We start from the raw sequence: 19,574 nt of genomic DNA, 5'->3' as shown, positions 1-19,574 counted from the left end.
CCCACAAATTGATGTCGCAGTGAAGAATCCATTTTTCCACTTGTTAACACGAACTGAGCGAAGAGCAAACGCTGCTCTAACTCAGCGTGATTACTATGATTTCAAACCGGAATAACGTCATCTTGGCAAAAAAATAAACGAGAGGTTAAAAACTATGGCGACAATGAAGGATGTTGCCCAGCTTGCGGGAGTGTCTACGGCTACGGTATCTCGAGCATTAATGAACCCAGAGAAGGTCTCTTCTTCAACGAGAAAAAGAGTAGAAGATGCCGTACTTGAAGCGGGTTATTCTCCAAACTCATTAGCGCGTAACTTACGTAGAAACGAATCAAAAACCATTGTCACTATCGTTCCCGACATCTGTGATCCTTATTTTTCTGAAATTATTCGCGGCATTGAAGATGCTGCCATGGAACATGGCTATCTAGTCCTGCTGGGCGATAGCGGACAACAGAAGAAACGCGAAAGTTCTTTCGTTAACCTCGTATTTACTAAGCAGGCGGATGGAATGCTACTGCTTGGCACAGATCTACCGTTCGATGTCAGTAAGCCAGAACAAAAGAACTTACCTCCGATGGTAATGGCGTGTGAATTTGCGCCAGAGTTAGAACTTCCAACAGTACATATTGATAACCTGACCTCAGCATTTGAAGCGGTGAATTACCTAACCCAACTAGGTCATAAACGCATCGCGCAAATCTCGGGTCCAGATACGGCAATATTGTGTCAGTTCCGCCAGCAAGGTTATCAACAAGCCTTGCGCCGTGCAGGCATCAATAAAGACCCTCAATATAGTGTCATTACTGAGTTCTCTTTTGATGGCGGAGCAAAAGCCGTTCGTAAACTGCTCGAATTACCTGAGCCACCAACAGCTATTTTCTGTCACTGTGACACAATGGCCATCGGCGCAATTCAAGAAGCGAAAAAGCTTGGCTTACGAGTACCGCAAGATCTCTCCGTTGTGGGCTTTGATGACATTAACTTCGCTCAGTACTGCGATCCACCGTTGACCACCATCTCTCAGCCTCGCTATGAGATTGGTCGACAAGCGATGCTAATGATGCTTGAGATGTTAAAAGGACACGACGTGCATTCAGGCTCGCGCCTACTTGAAACTAACCTCGTCATTCGCGGAAGTGCAGCGCCACCACAGCGCCCTTAACCTAAAGATTAGGTATTCATACCCAAAGCGGTGCTAAGGCGCCGCTTTTTATTTGCCCCTCCTGCTTTTTGTGTATCCCCGAATAAATATAAGCAAGAACGGAAACACACTCCTACACTCGGGCGTTGTCGCGCTTTAGCTATCAAGATTCTATCAATAGGGTGTTTTCTCAACTCGTTCTGGATTAACATATTTGCAAGAATCCTTGATGACCAGAAATAACCGTGGCAAATAGAGATTATGTAAGACGGGGGCGAGGCGCCCCAAAAAAGTCGACAAAAAAACAGCCGCCGAGAAGAAAAAAACCTTGGCGTAGTGGCCTGCTCGCTATCTTGCTCGTGGGTGGTTTTGGCTATGGTCTTTACCTTTTGAGTAGCGACCCAGAACCCAAACAACCTGTCGTGAAGCAGCCAACAACCACTGTAAGCAAACCAAAGCCGAAAAAAGACTTGCCGCCACCACCAGAAGAAAAGTGGGAATATGTTGAGTCACTACCGAAACGTGAAGTTGAAGTTGTGGCCAAAGAAATTGAAGTTTCTAAAATTCCTTACATCATGCAGTGTGGCGCGTACAAAACCCAGGCACAAGCGGAAGAGCGCAAGCTTGCAATCGCGTTCCAAGGGATGTCGAGCAAGATTCGTAAGAAAGAAGGCAGTTCATGGTATCGCGTGGTGCTAGGTCCGTATAAGTTCAAACGTGATGCAGAACGTGACCGTCATAAACTGCAACGCGCGAAAATCGAGCCATGTGCGATTTGGAAAGAAAATCTTTAAACTCAGGCCCTAGGAGCTAAGATCCTAGGGCCTTTCTTTTTGCCCCCTTGAATCCCTATTTCCCCTCCCCCATATACTGAATTAAATCCAAAGAGAAATAATCAAGAGGTCGACTGTGACTACCATTGTATCTGTACGTCGAAATAATAAAGTCGTCATCGCGGGTGATGGCCAAGTATCTCTAGGCAATACCGTAATGAAAGGTAATGCGCGCAAAGTTCGCCGCCTATACAACAACCAAGTACTAGCGGGCTTTGCTGGCGGCACTGCAGATGCCTTCACCCTTTTTGAGCGCTTCGAAAGCAAGCTGCAAATGCACCAAGGCCACCTAACTAAGGCTGCGGTTGAGCTAGCCAAAGACTGGCGTAGCGATCGTGCTCTGCGCAAGCTCGAAGCCTTGCTTGCCGTTGCCGACGAAACCGCATCGTTAATCATTACCGGTAATGGTGATGTCGTACAGCCAGAACACGACCTGATTGCGATTGGCTCTGGTGGTGCTTACGCACAAGCAGCCGCAACCGCCCTACTAGAAAACACAGATCTAGATGCTCGTGAGATCGCGGAAAAAGCTCTCAATATCGCGGGTGATATTTGTGTCTTCACCAACCACCACCACACAGTAGAAGAGCTAGACTCAACGGTAGAGCCTGAAAAACCAACCGCGTAATCGTAACGAAGTAAGGAAAGAATATGTCTGAAATGACGCCTCGCGAAATCGTTCATGAATTGAACCGCCACATTATCGGTCAAGAAAAAGCCAAGCGTTCGGTTGCGATTGCACTTCGTAACCGCTGGCGCCGTATGCAGCTTGAAGAAAGTTTGCGTGCCGAAGTGACGCCAAAAAACATTTTGATGATTGGTCCTACGGGTGTTGGTAAGACTGAAATAGCACGCCGCCTAGCAAAACTGGCAAATGCACCATTCATCAAAGTTGAAGCGACAAAATTCACAGAAGTGGGTTACGTTGGTAAAGAAGTTGAAACCATCATCCGTGACCTGACTGATGTCGCGGTAAAAATGACGCATCAACAAGCGATGGAAAAAGTAAAATTCCGCGCTGAAGAGCAAGCGGAAGAACGCATTCTTGATGCGCTACTGCCACCAGCACGTGATAGCTGGGGTCAAGCAGAGCAAACGGAAGAGTCTTCTCACACTCGCCAGATTTTCCGTAAAAAACTGCGTGAAGGCCAACTAGACGATAAAGAAATTGAAATCGACGTAGCCGCACCACAAATGGGCGTAGAGATCATGGCGCCCCCTGGTATGGAAGAGATGACAAATCAGCTGCAAGGCATGTTCCAAAACCTAGCTGGCGATACTAAGAAAAAGCGTAAGCTGAAAATCAAAGACGCGATGAAAGCGCTAGCGGAAGAAGAAGCAGCGAAATTGGTTAACCAAGAAGAGCTAAAAGAAGCAGCGATTTTCAACGTTGAAAACAACGGCATCGTATTTATCGATGAGATTGACAAGATCTGTAAACGCGGTGAGAGCTCAGGCCCAGACGTTTCACGCGAAGGTGTTCAGCGCGACCTGCTTCCATTGATTGAAGGCAGCACAGTATCAACCAAGCACGGCATGGTAAAAACAGACCACATTCTGTTTGTTGCATCTGGTGCATTCCAAGTGGCAAAACCATCTGACTTGATCCCAGAATTGCAAGGTCGTCTACCAATTCGCGTTGAGCTAGAAGCACTAAGCAGCAACGACTTCAAACGCATTCTGACAGAGCCAAAAGCCTCTCTAACAGAGCAGTACGTTGCGTTGATGAAAACGGAAGATGTGGACATCGAGTTCACAGAAGATGGCATCACGCAAATCGCGGAAGCGGCATGGACGGTCAACGAAAGCACAGAAAACATCGGTGCTCGTCGCTTGCATACCGTTATGGAGCGCTTAATGGATGAAATCTCTTACGATGCAGCAGAACAATCTGGCGCGAAGTTTGTTATCGATGCCGCTTATGTGAAAGAGCGCCTAGGCGACACGATTGAAGATGAAGATCTAAGCCGCTTTATTCTTTAATCGCAATCTATTTTACCAAAGCCCAGAACCTTGTTTCTGGGCTTTTTGTTTAGAATGACGATTACTGTGACAACACCTAAATCAATAGTTCTGGCCATTCTAGCGAGCTCAGGCGAGGCTAAGAATCTGGTAACAGCACACCCTATTCTTTCCCACTAACCTTAACCACCACAATCGGATGATAGATTCTGAATCACACTCGTTCCTCGTTGTTCAGAATGACGGTCACTTAAACAACATCTAAATCAAAAGATCTGGTCATTCTAGCGAGCTCAAGCGAGACTAAGAATCTGCTAACAGCAGACGCTTACTCTTCATCTCTCACCTTAACCACCGCACAACCAGACGATAGATTCTGAATCACACTCGTTCCTCGTTGTTCAGAATGGCGGTGACTTTGACAACATCTAAATCAAAAGATCTCGTCATTCTAGCGAGCTCAAGCGAGACTAAGAATCTAATAGCAGCGTTCTCCGTACCCTCCACTTTCCAAAAAGAGGGCTATTTTATCGCCTCAAATATCGAAACTGCTTTCCTTCTACTTCACCCTTTGACTTTTAGTTGAGTTGTTTTAGGTCAATAGCGTATCTGCCTCTTTGTGCTTATACTGGGCACATTGGTTACTAGCACGAAATTTCCATGAAACAATCTTTACAGATCTGGCTTGAAGCCGCTCGCCCAAAAACACTACCTCTGGCGTTAGTCTCTATCTTAACGGGTAGCGTACTCGCCTACTCGGCGGGTCATTTTTCACTGACAATTGCCATCATGGCTTTCGTAACCGCGACGTTACTGCAAATTCTGTCCAACCTTGCGAACGACTATGGCGATGCCGTTCAAGGTACAGATAACGACAAACGCCTTGGCCCATTACGAGCGATGCAGTCTGGCGCGGTAAGTGCGAAACAAATGAAACAGGCGATTATCTTTAACATCGTTCTGACCGCCATTTCTGGCTTAGTGTTAGTTTTCTATTCACTAAGCTCACTGGAAAGCATTGTGACGTTTATCGGGCTGGGAATTTTAGCCATCCTCGCGGCGATTGCTTACACCATGGGTAGCAAACCATACGGTTACGTGGGGCTTGGCGATATATCAGTGTTCTTGTTTTTTGGTTTACTCGGCGTATCCGGTACCTATTTCTTGCATACTGGTCACGTAGATACCACGCTATTCTTACCTGCTCTAGGCTGCGGTTTACTCGCCGTTGCAGTACTCAACATCAACAATATGCGTGATATCGAGAACGACCGAGAGTGTGGTAAACGCACGGTCGCAGTGCGTTTGGGTCAACGCAAAGCCAAGCAGTACCACTTTGTTTTACTTGGCGGTGCTATTCTTGCCTTTGCGGCTTACTTGTTAATTCAAGACAAACCCGTTTGGATTAGCTTGCCATTTTTACTTAGTATTTATTTCGTGGCCGATCATGGTAAAGCGGTTTGGCATACACAAAAGCCCGCTCAGATAGCACCAATGATGCCAGTCATCGTGAAATGCTCTTTAGTCACCAACGTTTTGTTTGCAACAATTGTGGTAGCTCAAACTCTAGTAAGTTAAAAAAGGATTGTCATTGCATTGACTTAATGCCTAGATATACTCAAAGACAACCAATTTCTGTTTAGAAAGGTACGCTATGGAATACAATACCTCAGCACTCTGTGATATCTACCTCGATCAGGTAGATGTGGTTGAACCAATGTTCAGTAATTTTGGCGGTCGCGCTTCATTTGCCGGGCAAATCACCACCATCAAGTGTTTTGAAGATAATTCGTTGATCCGCGAGACATTAGAGCAAGATGGACTTGGTCGCGTTTTGTTAATTGACGGTGGCGGTTCCCTACGTAAAGCCCTTATCGATGCAGAAATCGCAACTATTGCGGAAGAAAACGAGTGGGAAGGCATTGTCGTTTACGGCTGTGTTCGTGAAGTAGATGAACTTGAAGATATGAACTTAGGCATTCAAGCCCTCGCTTCTATTCCTGTTGGAGCGACCAGCCAGGGTATCGGCGAATTAGATGTACCAGTCAACTTTGGCGGCGTCAGCTTCTTACCTGAAGATTATATTTATGCTGATAGCACTGGGATCATCCTGTCGCCTGAGCCATTGAATATTGATTTAGAGTTGGATGAAGAAGAATAACGAGTCTTAGGTACCTAAGTTATAGGACCTTATCTTGGCTATCAGAATCGAGCTTGTCCTAACGATTTTCAACTTGCCCAAAACACAAACACCCGCTTAACGCGGGTGTTTTTAATTTAGAATGAAGAAGCCGGATTATTCCACTTCGTCCATTTTGCCAAGTAGTGCACGAATGCGCTCTTGCCATTGCGCGTGCTCTTGTTGTGCTTGCTGTGCTTTTTGCTCTAGCTCTTCACGTTGAGAGCGAAGCTCGTTCGCTTCTTCCGCAAGTTTTGCTTTATCTTCTTTCAGCTCTTCGACTTCCATCTGAAGAAGAGTGATTGTGTCAACTGCAGTTTGAATTTTAGATTCTAGTTGTTCTAGTACTTCAAAAGACATCTTGGCCTACCTATGTTATTCCGTTGGGACGATGTGCGAGATTGATGCACACCTAACCTATATAAGGTTCATTCTACTCAGCGTCGCGATGAGAAACACTCACTATATTCGATATTTCGCATCATTCGGTCAAAAAATCGGCGCAATCTCACTAAACGCTGACTTTTCTTATCGCCGAAGCATTTTTGAGCAAGGATTTTGCCTCCCGCCACGCTGAAAATCGCCCTAAGTATTGATCAAATTCAAGTTAGATAAAGTAAAAGCTCCGCAAAAAGGCAAACGTTTACCCTACGTTGTGATAGAATCGCCGCGCAAATTCTTCTTCCCTCTTGCTTACTTGGAGACATCATGAAACGCGATTTAGCAATGGCATTTTCCCGTGTGACTGAAGGTGCAGCTTTGGCTGGTTACAAATGGCTTGGCCGTGGCGATAAAAATGCAGCCGATGGCGCAGCTGTTGAAGTTATGCGCACCCTACTGAACAAAACAGATATCAGTGGTGAAATTGTCATTGGTGAGGGTGAAATCGATGATGCGCCAATGCTATACATTGGTGAGCAAGTGGGTATTGGTGGTGATGAAGTAGATATTGCAGTCGACCCGATTGAAGGGACGCGTATGACGGCAATGGGACAGTCAAACGCACTAGCCGTACTTGCCGCAGGTGAGAAAGGCAGCTTTCTTAAAGCGCCAGATATGTACATGGAAAAACTGGTTGTTGGCCCTGGTGCAAAAGGCGTAATTGATTTAGAAAAGCCGTTAAAAGAGAACCTAGAGAACGTAGCAAAAGCCCTGAACAAACCACTTGATACCTTAGTCGTTATTACCCTTGCGAAGCCTCGCCACGATGACGTTATTGCAGAAATGCAAGCAATGGGCGTACGTGTCTTTGCGGTGCCTGATGGTGACGTGGCTGCCTCTATTCTGACTTGTATGCCAGACAGTGAAGTGGACATGATGTACTGTATTGGCGGCGCGCCAGAAGGGGTCGTATCAGCCGCGGTGATTCGAGCGCTAGACGGTGACATGCACGGTCGTCTACTTCCTCGTCATGAAGTAAAAGGCGATACTGAAGAAAACCGCATTTACGGCGCAGACGAACTAAAACGCTGCGATGAAATGGGCGTAAAAGCGAATGTTGTCCTCAAAATGGAAGACATGGCCCGTAGCGACAATGTGGTATTCTCAGCAACAGGCATTACTAAAGGTGACTTGCTAGAAGGCATCTCTCGCCAAGGCAATATCGCAACCACAGAAACGCTGCTCGTGCGTGGTCGATGCCGTACTATTCGTCGTATTAAGTCGACTCACTACCTAGATCGTAAAGATCCAGAAGTGCGTGATATTATTCTTTAAGCATTTCTCGAGGCTCTCGCTCAATCTGAGTGTGAGCCTTTCTTTCCGCACAGCCGGACAATAGATTCTGAATCACCTCGTTCCTCGTTGTTCAGAATGACGGTGACTTTAATTAGCTCTAAATCAAAAGAGTTCGTCACTCTCGCGAGCTCCAGCGAGACTAAAAAATCCAGTAACAGCAAACTCCTATTCTCCCTCTCACCATAACCCCTACACAGCCGGACGATAGATTCTGAATCACACTCGTTCCTCGTTGTTTAGAATGACGGTGACTTTAATAAGCTCTAAATCAAAAGAGCTCGTCATTCTAGCGAGCTCCAGCGAGACTAAGAATCTAGTAGTAACAAGCTCCTATTCTTTCCTGCTCGCCTTAACCGCTGCACAATCGGACGATAGATTCTGAATCACCTCGTTCCTCGCTGTTCAGAATGACGACGTATATTGGTTCGCATGAACATAGACCCAACAGATCCCCACTCAAACTAAGTCAACACTTTTCTTTACTAACCCTATCGCGCATAATATGTACTGACGTATAAATGGTGGGTATATGAAGACTGTAGATAGGATATTGCAAATCGTTAAGCGTGATGGTTCCGTCACTGCAAAACAACTCTCTTCTGAGCTGGGTATGACAACTATGGGGGCACGTCAGCACCTTCAGAGTTTAGAAGATGATGGCATCCTGTCTATTCATGACGTCAAAGTCAAAGTGGGTCGCCCCGCTCGCCATTGGTCTCTCACTCAAAAAGGTCATGAGCAATTTGCTGACCGTCACGGTGAGTTGACCATTCAATTTATAGAAGCTGTCGAACATATCTTTGGCAAAGATGGACTGGACAAAGTCACATCAGAAAGGGAAAAACTCACATTACAAAGTTATCGTCAGCATCTTGAGCAATGTAACTCTCTGCAAAGCAAACTAGAAACTCTTGTGACACTAAGAGAACAAGAAGGCTATATGGCCGAGCTTGAGCAAGATGAGAACGGATTTATCTTGATCGAAAATCACTGCCCGATTTGTAAAGCCGCAACTCGCTGCCCAAGCTTGTGCCAATCGGAATTGAGCGTCTTTCAGTCTTTGCTTGGACGTGACACCAAAATAGAGCGCACCGAGCATATCATCAGCGGCCAACGACGCTGCGTTTACCGCATCCAACAACTGCAGTAACCACCACAACCAAACATCGACATGCCGCACTTATTCAATCTCAAGCTTAAAAGCTTCTCTTATAAGTGAGACGGCTGAAGAATTCATCCTCTCTCCTCTTTCTAATGGTATAGGCTTTTAGTAACTAAAGGCAATTTCCATAAGGATTTGGAGAACATTGATGTCTACTCTACGTCACTACTCTTCTCAAATGCTTCCGCCATTCGATGAAATGGTTCGAATGGCAGAGCGAGATCCAGAAGCTTTTGAGCAATTTCGTCATGACATGGCAAAAGAGATGATCGAAAGCGCATCAGAAAACATGCAAGAAAGGCTGTGGGCTCAGCAAAGCCACATCGATAGGGTCATCAGCACGTGTAAAAACCCTCACCACACCAATGTGGTATTGATGAACGAATTACAAAAACAGGTCGTGAAGTTCAGAGCGGCGCTACAAGGGGAAACGGCACCGACTCAAAAAGCGGATGTGGTTAGTTTAGAGGCATTTAAAGGTAGGGATGATTTTTACTGATACTCAGTAGATAGATCGAGAAAGTTAGGGTTCGTTTCTCTTACCAAGGCTAACTTCCACTCACGCTTCCACTGCTTGAGCTGCTTTTCTCGGTTTATGGCAGTTGCCATATCTTCGAATAACTCAAAGTAAACGAGCTTATGAACGTTGTATTTCTTGGTAAATCCCTCAACTACTCCGTTTTTATGCTGCCATATTCTTTGAGGCAGCTGACTGGTAACACCAATGTAAAGAACGGCGTTGTTGTTTGACGTTAGGATATAAACGCAAGGTGTCCTATCGATGATTCATTCTCCTTCATGATTCGCTGTTACTTTTCCATTGTAATTCAATCGCTCAGTTCAAACTCGGAGCGCTCTGGGCGTAAATTCTGAATCACACTCGTGCCTCGCTGTTCAGAATGACGGTTAATTTAACTTGCTACTAAATAAGAGAAAGTCGTCATTCTAGCGAGACTCAGCAAGACTAAGAGTCTGGGAACAGCAAACTCCCATTCTTTCCCACTCAGCTTAACCACTGTACAACCGGACAATAGATTCGGATCCCACTCGTTCCTCGCTGTTCAGAATGACGATGACTTTAACAGCCTCTAAAACAAAGGAGATCGTCATTCTAGCGAGCTCAAGCGAGACTAAGAATCAAGTAACAGCAAACTCCTATTCTTTCCCACTCACCTTAGCCACTGCTCAAGCGGACGATAGATTCTGAATCATGCTCGTCCCTCACTGTTCAGAATGACGGTTAAAATAGCAAGCTCTAGATCAAAAAAGCTCGTCATTCTAGCGAGACCCAGCGAGACTAAGAATCAAGTAACAGCAAACTCCTATTCTTTCCCACTCACCTTAGCTACTGCTCAACCGGACGATAGATTCTGAATCACGCTCGTACCTCGTTGTTCAGAATGACGGGTACAATAGCAAGCTCTAGATCAAAAAAGCTCGTCATTCTAGCGAGACCCAGCGAGACTAAGAATCAAGTAACAGCAAACTCCTATTCTTTCCCACTCACCTTAGCTACTGCTCAACCGGACGATAGATTCTGAATCACGCTCGTACCTCGTTGTTCAGAATGACGGGTACAATAGCAAGCTCTAGATCAAAAGAGCTCGTCATTCTAGCGAGCTCCAGCGAGACTAAGAATCAAGTAACAGCAAACTCCTATTCTTTCCCTCTCACCTTAGCCACTGCTCAAGCGGACGATAGATTCTGAATCACACTCGTTCCTCGTTGTTCAGAATGACGGGTACAATAGCAAGCTCTAGATCAAAAGAGATCGTCATTCTAGCGAGCCTCGGCGAGACTCAGAATCTACTTTCAGCGCGCACGTTACTTAAAGCGATTACTCAGGCTCAGGGCCATATTGGTTTGGTCCTGATGTCCCCTTTAAGAAGCCACATTCAATTAGAATCCATAAACCACAAATCAGAGAAATGGATGCAACGAACATTTGCGGTGTCGACGGCTCTTGTGCGACAGGGCTGGTCATTGGCGTGGCGATTCGTCCGATAATCAGCGGAATATTCAGTGCTAGCCAATAGATTGATTTGTTGCGGTCATGCCAACGCTTGGTGGTGATCGCCAAATCAGGGATTAACAAAATCACCAAGAAAATAGGGAGAAGTAAATAGGAGAAAGTAGGAAATAGCTTACTGATTCCAGCCCCAAAACCTAGAATAGAGACATAGTAAATGACGTTCCAAATCCAGTAGGTTTTACGGTTTATACGTCCTTGAAAAGAAAACAGTAACTCTTTAGTCGACATCAAATTTTACCCCAAAATAGAAAGGTTATAGATTAGCCGAGTCGATATGGCTTGGAAAGTACACCTGCAGTGTAGGCGCCAACAACGCCGTTATAACAAGCAGAACGAGCAACGATAAACGCTCGATAAGGCCTATTAGCTTTCAGTACCCTTGCATCTAACGATGCTTAACCCTGCTCACTGCTCTCAAGAAACTCGGTTCAACCTAATTCACTACCTTCTGGAAGCTTTCTACGTCCATGTCTCGGATGTTGACCGTTAAGCTGTGCACGTGACTGGCTTGCTCTTGAAGTGTCGCCATCAAGGCTCGTGACAGTTCCCGCTTCTGCTCTTGGGAACGGCCAGATAGCAAATCAAAGTTGATATGGATAAAGTCGAGGCTATCGCCCTCTTCCCCAATTAACCAATTGTGGCACCTGAGCGTTCTAGATTTCACTGACGCGAGTTCAAAAAGGCCACTCTCTAACGCCGTTTTATGTAAATCCTCCAGCAACCCCTGAACATTGACGCGTTCTTCCACCGAGTTTGAATACTCTAAAACGAGATTTGGCATTTTGATTCCTTTCTACAACAATTAACTCCAGCGCGTAGTAATACCAATCTCAGCAGCAATTTCCGAGGAATGAACTATCATTCTGTCTACGTGATCACCAATCGATTGCTTTTGACAAAAATAACAGGATCGATGCTTGGTCGAATCAGTAAAGAAAGCCGGACAAGACATGACGCCAATCATGATCTGTTCACATTATTCTGTTATATTCCTACGTAGATTTTTTACATTAATTGACTATTTACATTAAAGATAAGGGAGATATTCCTATGCGTCGTCCTGTAGTGATGGGTAACTGGAAACTAAACGGCAGCAAAGCAATGGTAACTGAGCTGCTAACTGGTCTTAACGCTGAGCTTGAAGGCGTTGAAGGTGTTGACGTAGCAGTCGCTCCACCAGCACTTTACATCGACCTAGCAGAGCGCGTAATCGCTGAAGGCGGTAACAAGATCATCCTAGGTGCTCAAAACACTGACCTAAACAACAGCGGTGCGTTCACTGGCGATATGTCTCCAGAAATGCTGAAAGATTTCGGTGCTACTCACATCATCATCGGTCACTCAGAGCGTCGTGAATACCACAACGAATCTGACGAGTTTATCGCTAAGAAATTCAACTTCCTAAAAGAAAACGGCCTAACACCTGTTTTCTGTATCGGTGAATCTGAAGCGCAAAACGAAGCTGGCGAAACTGAAGCTGTATGTGCACGTCAAATCAACGCAGTTATCGACACTTACGGTGTTGAAGCTCTAAACGGCGCAATCATCGCTTACGAACCAATCTGGGCTATCGGTACTGGTAAAGCAGCAACCGCTGAAGATGCACAACGCATCCACGCTTCTATCCGCGCACTTATCGCTGCGAAAGACGAAGCAGTTGCAGCACAAGTAATCATCCAATACGGTGGTTCTGTTAAGCCAGAAAACGCTGAAGCTTACTTCTCACAACCAGACATCGACGGTGCTCTAGTTGGCGGCGCTTCTCTAGACGCTAAGAGCTTCGCAGCAATCGCTAAAGCAGCGGCGAAAGCAAAAGCTTAATCTCGTTTTTACTCAGAGTAGAAATAACAAAGGGATGCATCATGCATCCCTTTTTGTTTGCGTGTTATCCACTCGGAGTACACCGATAGGAAGTTCTGAATTATGCTGGCTCAGCAATTTTCACGGTTGGTTTTTTCGCGAGCTCCGCACTGGAATCCTTCTTATAAAGGTTCTCGTAGCAGTAATTTGTTGCTTCAATGTAGCCTTCTACACTACCGCAATCAAAGCGCTGACCTTTAAATTTGTATGCCAAAACACAACCAGATTGAGCTTGTTGCATCAGCGCATCGGTGATTTGAATCTCGCCACCTTTGCCCGGCTCTGTATTTTCAATCAGTTCAAAGATATCAGGTGTCAGAATGTAGCGACCAATAATCGCTAGATTGCTAGGTGCAGTGCCTGGCTCTGGCTTTTCAACCATGTTATCAATGCGGAAGATATCATCTTTGATCATCTCGCCAGCAATCACACCGTATTTATGCGTTTCTGATTCCGGCACTTCTTGTACCGCAACGATTGAACAGCGGAATTGTTTGTACAGCTCAACCATTTGCGCTAGAACGCCTTTGTCCTCATTCACACAAAGGTCATCCGCAAGCACTACAGCAAACGGTTCATCACCGACCAATTCACGTCCCGTAAGAATAGCGTGACCTAAGCCTTTCATTTCACGCTGACGGATGTAAGTGTAACTCGCAGAATCAATCAAAGAACGAATATCATCAAGCAGCGCTTCTTTACTTGTACCGCTAATTTGATGCTCTAGCTCGTAGTTTTTATCAAAGTGATCCATTAACGAGTGCTTACCACGACCAGTGACGATGCACATACCGTCCATACCGGCTTCAATCGCTTCTTCAACACCGTATTCAATCAATGGCTTGTTCACCACTGGCATCATTTCTTTCGGCATCGACTTAGTTGCAGGAAGGAAACGTGTACCGTAACCCGCTGCAGGGAATAAACATTTTTTAATCATAACCATTACCAACTAAAAAAAGGCTCCTCTGAGGGAGCCTGTTATATTATTTTGAATATAAAGACTAATTAATCGCTACCAAACAGGTCGCGGGTGTAAACTTTATCAGCCACATCAGCTAGTTCCTCAACCATGCGGTTAGAAACAATGACATCTGACATTTGTTTGAACTCTTCAATATCGCGGATAACAGCAGAATGGAAGAACTCTTCTTCCTGAAGTACTGGCTCATACACCACGACTTCGATGCCTTTTGCCTTTATACGCTTCATAATACCTTGAATAGACGAAGCGCGGAAGTTGTCGGAGCCAGCCTTCATAATTAAGCGGTAAATGCCCACAACTTTTGGTTCTCGCTTGAGAATAGACTCTGCGACAAAATCTTTACGAGTGCGGTTTGCATCAACAATCGCTCCGATAATGTTATTTGGAACATCTTGGTAGTTTGCTAGCAATTGCTTTGTATCTTTCGGTAAGCAGTAACCACCATAACCGAATGAAGGGTTGTTGTAGTGATTGCCAATACGAGGGTCTAAGCCGACACCTTCAATAATTTGGCGAGCATCAAGGTTATGTGCTTCAGCATAAGAATCTAATTCATTGAAATAAGCCACGCGCATCGCAAGATACGTGTTTGAAAACAGCTTAACCGCTTCCGCTTCTGTAGAGTCAGTAAACAGAACCGAGATTTCTTCTTTTACCGCGCCTTCAACCAAAAGGTTAGCGAACTTCTCTGCACGTTCGCTGCGTTCCCCAACGATGATGCGAGACGGGTGTAGGTTATCGTAAAGTGCTTTACCTTCGCGAAGAAACTCTGGAGAGAACATGACATTCTGACAACCGAGTTCTTCTTTAATACGCGCTGTGTAACCTACTGGTACAGTCGACTTAATAACCATAACCGCATCTGGGTTAATTGACATCACATCTTTAATCACTGCTTCAACTGAAGAGGTGTTAAAGTAGTTTGTTTGAGGATCGTAATCCGTTGGTGTAGCAATGACAACAAACTCTGCGTCTTTGTAAGCAAGTTCTTTATCTAACGTTGCGACAAAGTTTAACTCTTTGTTTGTTAAAAAATCCTCAATTTCGGCATCCGCAATTGGAGATTGCTTGTTATTCAACAAATCCACTTTACCTTGGATAATGTCAACTGCTACCACCTGATGATTTTGAGCTAAAAGCATAGCATTGGACAGACCTACGTAGCCGGTACCTGCAACTGCAACTTTCATTTTTTATTATTCCTAAAAGTGTAAAACTGTTCGTAGGATAACAAAACATCAAACTACAGGGTAGAGCGATAAAGACGCGAAACAAATTTGCATTTTTGATATGTTCCACATTCGATACTTAGATAAAATAAAAGCGGCTCGTTGGCCGCTTTTTGCAAATAGTATTACTCTATGGGTTTAGTCTAACTGAGTTGATAGGTAACGCAGGTAGGCATTACGTAAGCGAATCTTATTCTCTTCAAAGTAATCACTACCATAGCGGCCGTGGTTGAAGTAACGACGTAGCATGCTGTTGTCCATGATAAGCTCATCACCTTGTCCATCACTTAAGTAATTCACATCATTGCCTACTCGTGTCATCACATTAAAGTCATAGGCCTCGTTGCCTCGAACCTGCAACAAACCAGGAGACATATCGCGCCAAGGTGTTAATGGTAGCTTGACTGAAACAGCCACAAACTGCTCTTCATCAGTATCTTTGTACTTAGTAACCTGATAAGTAGCGGAAACCTCAATATCCTCAAACCAATGAGAGGTTGTTAGCTTGGCACCGACATCACCCCGCCAAAACTCACCCGCTGTCGCGTTAAACTGCCAATCCCATTCAGGCATTGAGAAAGTATAGCGAGCTAGCGAAGTTTGACGATCGAGAGTCTCGTAGCCATTTTCATCTTTCTCATCAACGTGCTGGAAATAACTCATTTCTAAGCTAAAGGCATGCGCACCGGACTGAGAAAACCATGTTGATTCACTTCTCGCGCCAATATAATCTGTTTTCGCCAAACCGACGGATACTTGGTTCGCGATATCAACATAAGGCAAACGGAAGAATTGATGCAACATTGCACGCTCGATATCATTCTCGTACGCGCTATCTTCAAAGTATCCCCATTTTTCATAATCGTCACTTTCTGCTAACGGCAGAATATGGCGAACATCAACAGCCCCACCAGACCAAAGATACGTATATAAGTTGCTCGACATGGCAAAAGAGTAGTCATAGACACCAAACTCTGTCGCAACGGCATGGCGAACCATTGGTGAAAAAACAAGTTGAGAGTCTAGTGCACCGCTATTTACGCGCTCTGTTTTCCAATTAACCAGCTCAAGTTTCTCGGCTAAATCTCGTGTCGTGAACTTAATATCCTCGCACGCAGCAGAACCATTGATAAAACGTTGATAACAAAACGAATTCGCTTGCACACTAACAACAGGCTTTTGGTTTGCGAGCATAATTAGCTCAATGCGCTCCGACTCGCCGCCCACTTCTGATACGGCATTTTGACCTAGGTGACTAGAAATGATCCCCATAGCAACACCTAAACCGTCAACTTGGTTATGGTTATAACGACGGTTCTCTAGCGCAACTACCGTCGTTTGGTTCAACAGACCAATTTGAATATTCACGAAGCCTTCATTACGAAGCGTGCTCACCAAAGTAGAGATAGAAGCCTCTTTGGCTTTCTTCTGCTCCAAAGACAACCTTTCCATCAACGTGACATTATTACGAGAGTAATCGCGAGAACGTGTGTACCCGGTGACTAACGGTACTGAAAGTGCCGCATTCCAGATATTTTGCTCATCTGTATTATGGCCTGAATATAGCTGATAACTGAGTGAAGCTGTCACATCATAAGGCAGTGTGCCTTGTGGGGTAAAAAGTTTTACCGATGAGTTGAACTCCACAGCATCGTATTCACCACTGACCTGTAAAAAGCTCAATGGTTGATACTCAATACCACCGAATGGGCCGTCCATCACACCCAACTCGATATCAGAGAGCCCGTAACCTGCCGACACTCGAACTGGAGCAAAGTCGAAAGAGTAGTCCGCGACCGCATATTTAGTGCTGAACTGATTGGCCGAACCACCTAGATCCTGAATACCTAAAGCAAAATCGAGATTCTCTGATCCCCAAAAGTTAGGAACCTGATATTTGAAAGACATCGATAGGTCTCTTATACCACACCCACTTTTTACAAATGAGTTACAGCTATAAGTTTTGGTAACAATCCTTCCATACGCCTCAAAACCATCAAATAAACCAAACGACAAATTAAGAGCATCTAACTCATCAATTTTGTGATTTAGAGGTAAACCTTGAGCATACGTAAAAGAAAAATCACCGTAGTTTAACGACTGCGCATTAGGGGTAAAAGTCAAGCCCGTAAAGCTTTGGTTGGAAGGTAACTTTTCCAACTCGTGAGCGGTAAGGGAGGTACTTACCAGTAGCGGCAGCGATAAAGCTGCTATCCCTGTTTTAATCGTTTTCTGTGCCATCAGTTTTAGCCACTGTTAATGTATTGAATACAGAAAAAGGCACTCAGAAGTGCCTTTTTGAGATTGCAATATGCCGATACTGGGCTCGCCATAGGTAAACCACCACAGCGAGCATAACGAAAGCATATTTTATTAATTTTTCTATTATTTACCAATCAAACAAAAGCATCAAGTTTCACTTGCATTACTTTGCTTTGGTTCAAAAGTATATAACTCCGCAGTGCGAGTATTTTGCTTCCATACAAGATCTTCAATGCCATCTACTGGGTTAAAACCTGTAGGGGCCTCGAGCAGTAAACGACGAATCACTTCGTGTTGGAAGTTGTGGCAAGCAACATCGAGCTTGTCGATCAAAGTCTCATACTCTTTCAATGGCAAGTAACTTTCTTGGGCTGTCATAATGCGAGCATGTGCCGTTTCGGAAACATTATCATCCCCAATCAACAGCTCTTCATATAACTTCTCTCCAGGCCTCAAACCAGTGAAGAGAATTTCTATATCGCCATGAGGATTGTTTTCATCTTTGACTTCAAGGCCAGACAAGTAAACCAAATTCTTCGCTAGATCGACAATCTTAACTGGCTCCCCCATATCGAGAACAAATACATCGCCACCTTTACCCATTGCCCCAGCTTGAATGACCAACTGAGCAGCTTCCGGGATCGTCATAAAGTATCGGGTAATGTCTTTATGAGTGACCGTAATAGGCTCTCGCTTTTCAATTTGTCTTTTGAATACAGGAATTACCGAGCCTGACGAACCCAGTACATTACCAAAGCGCACCATACAAAAGCGCGTGCCAAGGTTTGGGTTGCTCTCACGAATTCGATTTTGTTGCTCCGCCAACGCTTGTAAACCCAACTCAGCCATGCGTTTAGTCGCACCCATCACGTTCGTTGGTCTAACGGCTTTATCAGTAGAAATGAGAACGAAATTCTTCACACCAGCATCAATCGCGGCTTGCGCTGTGTAGTAAGTGCCAAATACGTTGTTTCGCACACCTTCAACAACGTTATACTCCACCAGAGGAACATGTTTGTACGCTGCAGCATGGTAAACTGTGTCCACTTCAAACGCCTTCATGGTTGTTTCTAAGCGATTTTGTCGCTGTACAGAGCCAACTAGAGGCACAACCACAATGTTTAGCTTCTTAGCCTTGATGATTTGGCTTAGCTCACTATGAACCTGATACAAGGCAAACTCAGACAGCTCAAATAAGATCAATGACTTTGGTGAGTAGTTCAAAATCTGACGACATAACTCAGAACCAATTGAGCCACCAGCTCCCGTCACCATGACCACTTGGTTCTTGATGTTTGCTTCCATCAAAACTTGTTGCGGCTGAACAGGATCACGACCTAACAAATCACCAATCGGAACCTCTTTCAGTTCATCAATTTTCGCCTTACCCGTAAGGATATCTTTCATATCAGGAACGGTTTGGATTTCAACCGGAAGTTTAGAGATTCGATCCAAAACCTCCTTACGGCGTTTATTCGAAGCGCTAGGAATGGCAAGTAAGATTTTTTTCACTTCATGCTTTCTGATCGCCTTTATCGCATTATCTGCGGTATAGACTCGATAACCCATTAACATTGTGTTTTGCAGGGTTTTATCTTCATCCACAAAGCCGATAACTCGGTAGGTTTCTGATTGTCGCAGCGCAAACGCAAGCTCACGACCAGCACTACCTGCACCATAAATGAGGACTGGATCTCCGGCCTTATGTACCGATTGAGCAACCAAACTTCTTACTAACAGACGGCTAGTCCCTACCCCTATTGCTAGAAAAGCGGCATAAATAAAAGGAATCGAGCGTGGTAATTGAGCATCGAATGCGAAAGCAAAACTGGCCACACAAAGCGCAGATAGAATAGTACCCAACCCGACGACTGCCAGCACATGAAAGCCTAAATAGCGTAATACCGCTCGGTAGAGGCCAAACGCGACAAAGACAGCAAGGGTACAAACAACGGTGGCAAGCAATACGTAGTGACTGCTTGTATCTGGAAGTGGACGGAACTCACCGATGCGAGACCAATAAGCAAACATAAAAGCAGCAGAGATAATAAAGAAATCCACTCCGATACTAATAAGGCGCTTTTGATATCTCGGTAAAGACCAAATGACGTTAAGTTTGGAATTATTTTCAATCATGACAGTATGTAAGCCTCATTACCCCAAGTTTATTTTTTAAGAGTTTGGTGGTAATG

18 protein-coding genes are annotated in these 19,574 nt (G+C 44.8%); 10 read left to right on the top strand and 8 right to left on the bottom strand.

Translation table 11 applies throughout. From position 1 onward, the window contains the following. Positions 1-133: 133 nt before the first annotated feature. The 6 genes from cytR (at position 134) to rraA (ending at position 6,097) form a co-directional block, all read left to right on the top strand. A complete protein-coding gene (gene cytR / locus MTR11_RS02055) occupies positions 134-1,162 on the top strand; it encodes a DNA-binding transcriptional regulator CytR (protein ID WP_254901949.1) in 1,029 nt (342 codons plus the stop codon). Positions 1,163-1,386: 224 nt separating this feature from the next. Next, the gene (gene ftsN, locus MTR11_RS02050) at positions 1,387-1,935 is read left to right on the top strand and encodes a cell division protein FtsN (protein WP_017820300.1); all 549 of its coding nucleotides are present in this window, start codon (positions 1,387-1,389) and stop codon (positions 1,933-1,935) included. 115 nt (positions 1,936-2,050) lie between these two features. Further along, positions 2,051-2,602, top strand: a complete 552-nt coding sequence (gene hslV / locus MTR11_RS02045; RefSeq protein WP_005383176.1) for an ATP-dependent protease subunit HslV — start codon at positions 2,051-2,053, stop codon at positions 2,600-2,602. A gap of 23 nt (positions 2,603-2,625) precedes the next feature. After that, positions 2,626-3,957 (top strand): HslU--HslV peptidase ATPase subunit, encoded by a 1,332-nt coding sequence (gene hslU / locus MTR11_RS02040; protein WP_006742475.1) that lies wholly within the window; start codon positions 2,626-2,628, stop codon positions 3,955-3,957. A gap of 639 nt (positions 3,958-4,596) precedes the next feature. Further along, entirely contained in the window at positions 4,597-5,514 is a 918-nt protein-coding gene (locus MTR11_RS02035) for a 1,4-dihydroxy-2-naphthoate polyprenyltransferase (protein ID WP_005397953.1), read from the top strand. Positions 5,515-5,590: 76 nt separating this feature from the next. Next, positions 5,591-6,097, top strand: coding sequence for a ribonuclease E activity regulator RraA (gene rraA, locus MTR11_RS02030; RefSeq protein ID WP_005397954.1), 507 nt, complete (start codon positions 5,591-5,593; stop codon positions 6,095-6,097). A 135-nt stretch (positions 6,098-6,232) separates the two neighbouring features. Here the strand turns inward: rraA and zapB are convergent, their stop codons facing one another. Further along, on the bottom strand, positions 6,233-6,475 hold the full coding sequence (zapB, locus tag MTR11_RS02025) for a cell division protein ZapB (RefSeq protein ID WP_005379536.1): 243 nt from the start codon (positions 6,473-6,475) through the stop codon (positions 6,233-6,235). A gap of 348 nt (positions 6,476-6,823) precedes the next feature. On the opposite strand from zapB, the gene glpX reads away from it, so the two are divergent. From glpX to MTR11_RS02010, 3 genes are all read left to right on the top strand, one after another. Then, a complete protein-coding gene (glpX, locus tag MTR11_RS02020; protein ID WP_005383180.1) occupies positions 6,824-7,831 on the top strand; it encodes a class II fructose-bisphosphatase in 1,008 nt (335 codons plus the stop codon). Between the two features lie 550 nt (positions 7,832-8,381). Beyond that, positions 8,382-9,002, top strand: a complete 621-nt coding sequence (locus tag MTR11_RS02015; protein WP_048626579.1) for a helix-turn-helix transcriptional regulator — start codon at positions 8,382-8,384, stop codon at positions 9,000-9,002. Positions 9,003-9,162: 160 nt separating this feature from the next. Further along, positions 9,163-9,513 carry a DUF3135 domain-containing protein gene (locus tag MTR11_RS02010; protein WP_243326960.1) on the top strand — a complete coding sequence of 117 codons (351 nt, stop codon included), beginning with the start codon at positions 9,163-9,165 and terminating at the stop codon, positions 9,511-9,513. On the opposite strand, the gene MTR11_RS02005 is transcribed toward MTR11_RS02010, so the two are convergent. The 3 genes from MTR11_RS02005 to MTR11_RS01995 all read right to left on the bottom strand — a co-directional run bounded on the left by MTR11_RS02005 (position 9,507) and on the right by MTR11_RS01995 (position 11,827). Then, complete coding sequence (locus MTR11_RS02005) at positions 9,507-9,773, bottom strand: GIY-YIG nuclease family protein (protein ID WP_371131107.1); 267 nt, start codon at positions 9,771-9,773, stop codon at positions 9,507-9,509. The genes MTR11_RS02010 and MTR11_RS02005 overlap by 7 nt on opposite strands. A 1,078-nt stretch (positions 9,774-10,851) precedes the next feature. Continuing rightward, positions 10,852-11,274 (bottom strand): DUF805 domain-containing protein, encoded by a 423-nt coding sequence (locus MTR11_RS02000; RefSeq protein WP_012841178.1) that lies wholly within the window; start codon positions 11,272-11,274, stop codon positions 10,852-10,854. A gap of 205 nt (positions 11,275-11,479) precedes the next feature. After that, the gene (locus MTR11_RS01995) at positions 11,480-11,827 is read right to left on the bottom strand and encodes a 5-carboxymethyl-2-hydroxymuconate Delta-isomerase (RefSeq protein WP_114323085.1); all 348 of its coding nucleotides are present in this window, start codon (positions 11,825-11,827) and stop codon (positions 11,480-11,482) included. A gap of 269 nt (positions 11,828-12,096) precedes the next feature. Here MTR11_RS01995 and tpiA point away from each other — a divergent pair, with 269 nt between their 5' ends. Beyond that, positions 12,097-12,867, top strand: coding sequence for a triose-phosphate isomerase (gene tpiA / locus MTR11_RS01990; protein WP_005384863.1), 771 nt, complete (start codon positions 12,097-12,099; stop codon positions 12,865-12,867). 100 nt (positions 12,868-12,967) lie between these two features. On the opposite strand, the gene galU is transcribed toward tpiA, so the two are convergent. The 4 genes from galU to MTR11_RS01970 all read right to left on the bottom strand — a co-directional run bounded on the left by galU (position 12,968) and on the right by MTR11_RS01970 (position 19,518). After that, positions 12,968-13,846, bottom strand: a complete 879-nt coding sequence (gene galU, locus MTR11_RS01985) for a UTP--glucose-1-phosphate uridylyltransferase GalU (protein ID WP_005397961.1) — start codon at positions 13,844-13,846, stop codon at positions 12,968-12,970. A 68-nt stretch (positions 13,847-13,914) separates the two neighbouring features. Continuing rightward, positions 13,915-15,081, bottom strand: coding sequence for a nucleotide sugar dehydrogenase (locus MTR11_RS01980; protein WP_047732702.1), 1,167 nt, complete (start codon positions 15,079-15,081; stop codon positions 13,915-13,917). A gap of 177 nt (positions 15,082-15,258) precedes the next feature. Beyond that, entirely contained in the window at positions 15,259-17,361 is a 2,103-nt protein-coding gene (locus MTR11_RS01975) for a YjbH domain-containing protein (protein WP_243326959.1), read from the bottom strand. A 168-nt stretch (positions 17,362-17,529) separates the two neighbouring features. Beyond that, on the bottom strand, positions 17,530-19,518 hold the full coding sequence (locus MTR11_RS01970; RefSeq protein WP_199803671.1) for a polysaccharide biosynthesis protein: 1,989 nt from the start codon (positions 19,516-19,518) through the stop codon (positions 17,530-17,532). Between the last annotated feature and the right edge of the window lie 56 nt (positions 19,519-19,574).

Origin of the sequence: Vibrio sp. CCB-PB317, from assembly GCF_022808245.1 — a bacterium.
Lineage (GTDB): Bacteria > Pseudomonadota > Gammaproteobacteria > Enterobacterales > Vibrionaceae > Vibrio > Vibrio diabolicus.
The sequence above is the reverse complement of the archived record's forward strand: the minus strand, read 5'-3'. Positions and strand labels throughout refer to the sequence as shown.

Coding starts and splice junctions, on each gene's coding strand:
- MTR11_RS01995 (WP_114323085.1), bottom strand. CDS start 11,827: ATGCCAAATCTCGTTTTAGAGTATTCAAACTCGGTGGAAGAACGCGTC.
- galU (WP_005397961.1), bottom strand. CDS start 13,846: ATGATTAAAAAATGTTTATTCCCTGCAGCGGGTTACGGTACACGTTTC.
- MTR11_RS02010 (WP_243326960.1), top strand. CDS start 9,163: ATGTCTACTCTACGTCACTACTCTTCTCAAATGCTTCCGCCATTCGAT.
- MTR11_RS02000 (WP_012841178.1), bottom strand. CDS start 11,274: ATGTCGACTAAAGAGTTACTGTTTTCTTTTCAAGGACGTATAAACCGT.
- hslU (WP_006742475.1), top strand. CDS start 2,626: ATGTCTGAAATGACGCCTCGCGAAATCGTTCATGAATTGAACCGCCAC.
- MTR11_RS01980 (WP_047732702.1), bottom strand. CDS start 15,081: ATGAAAGTTGCAGTTGCAGGTACCGGCTACGTAGGTCTGTCCAATGCT.
- MTR11_RS02015 (WP_048626579.1), top strand. CDS start 8,382: ATGAAGACTGTAGATAGGATATTGCAAATCGTTAAGCGTGATGGTTCC.
- tpiA (WP_005384863.1), top strand. CDS start 12,097: ATGCGTCGTCCTGTAGTGATGGGTAACTGGAAACTAAACGGCAGCAAA.
- zapB (WP_005379536.1), bottom strand. CDS start 6,475: ATGTCTTTTGAAGTACTAGAACAACTAGAATCTAAAATTCAAACTGCA.
- MTR11_RS01975 (WP_243326959.1), bottom strand. CDS start 17,361: ATGGCACAGAAAACGATTAAAACAGGGATAGCAGCTTTATCGCTGCCG.
- MTR11_RS01970 (WP_199803671.1), bottom strand. CDS start 19,518: ATGATTGAAAATAATTCCAAACTTAACGTCATTTGGTCTTTACCGAGA.
- MTR11_RS02035 (WP_005397953.1), top strand. CDS start 4,597: ATGAAACAATCTTTACAGATCTGGCTTGAAGCCGCTCGCCCAAAAACA.
- rraA (WP_005397954.1), top strand. CDS start 5,591: ATGGAATACAATACCTCAGCACTCTGTGATATCTACCTCGATCAGGTA.
- glpX (WP_005383180.1), top strand. CDS start 6,824: ATGAAACGCGATTTAGCAATGGCATTTTCCCGTGTGACTGAAGGTGCA.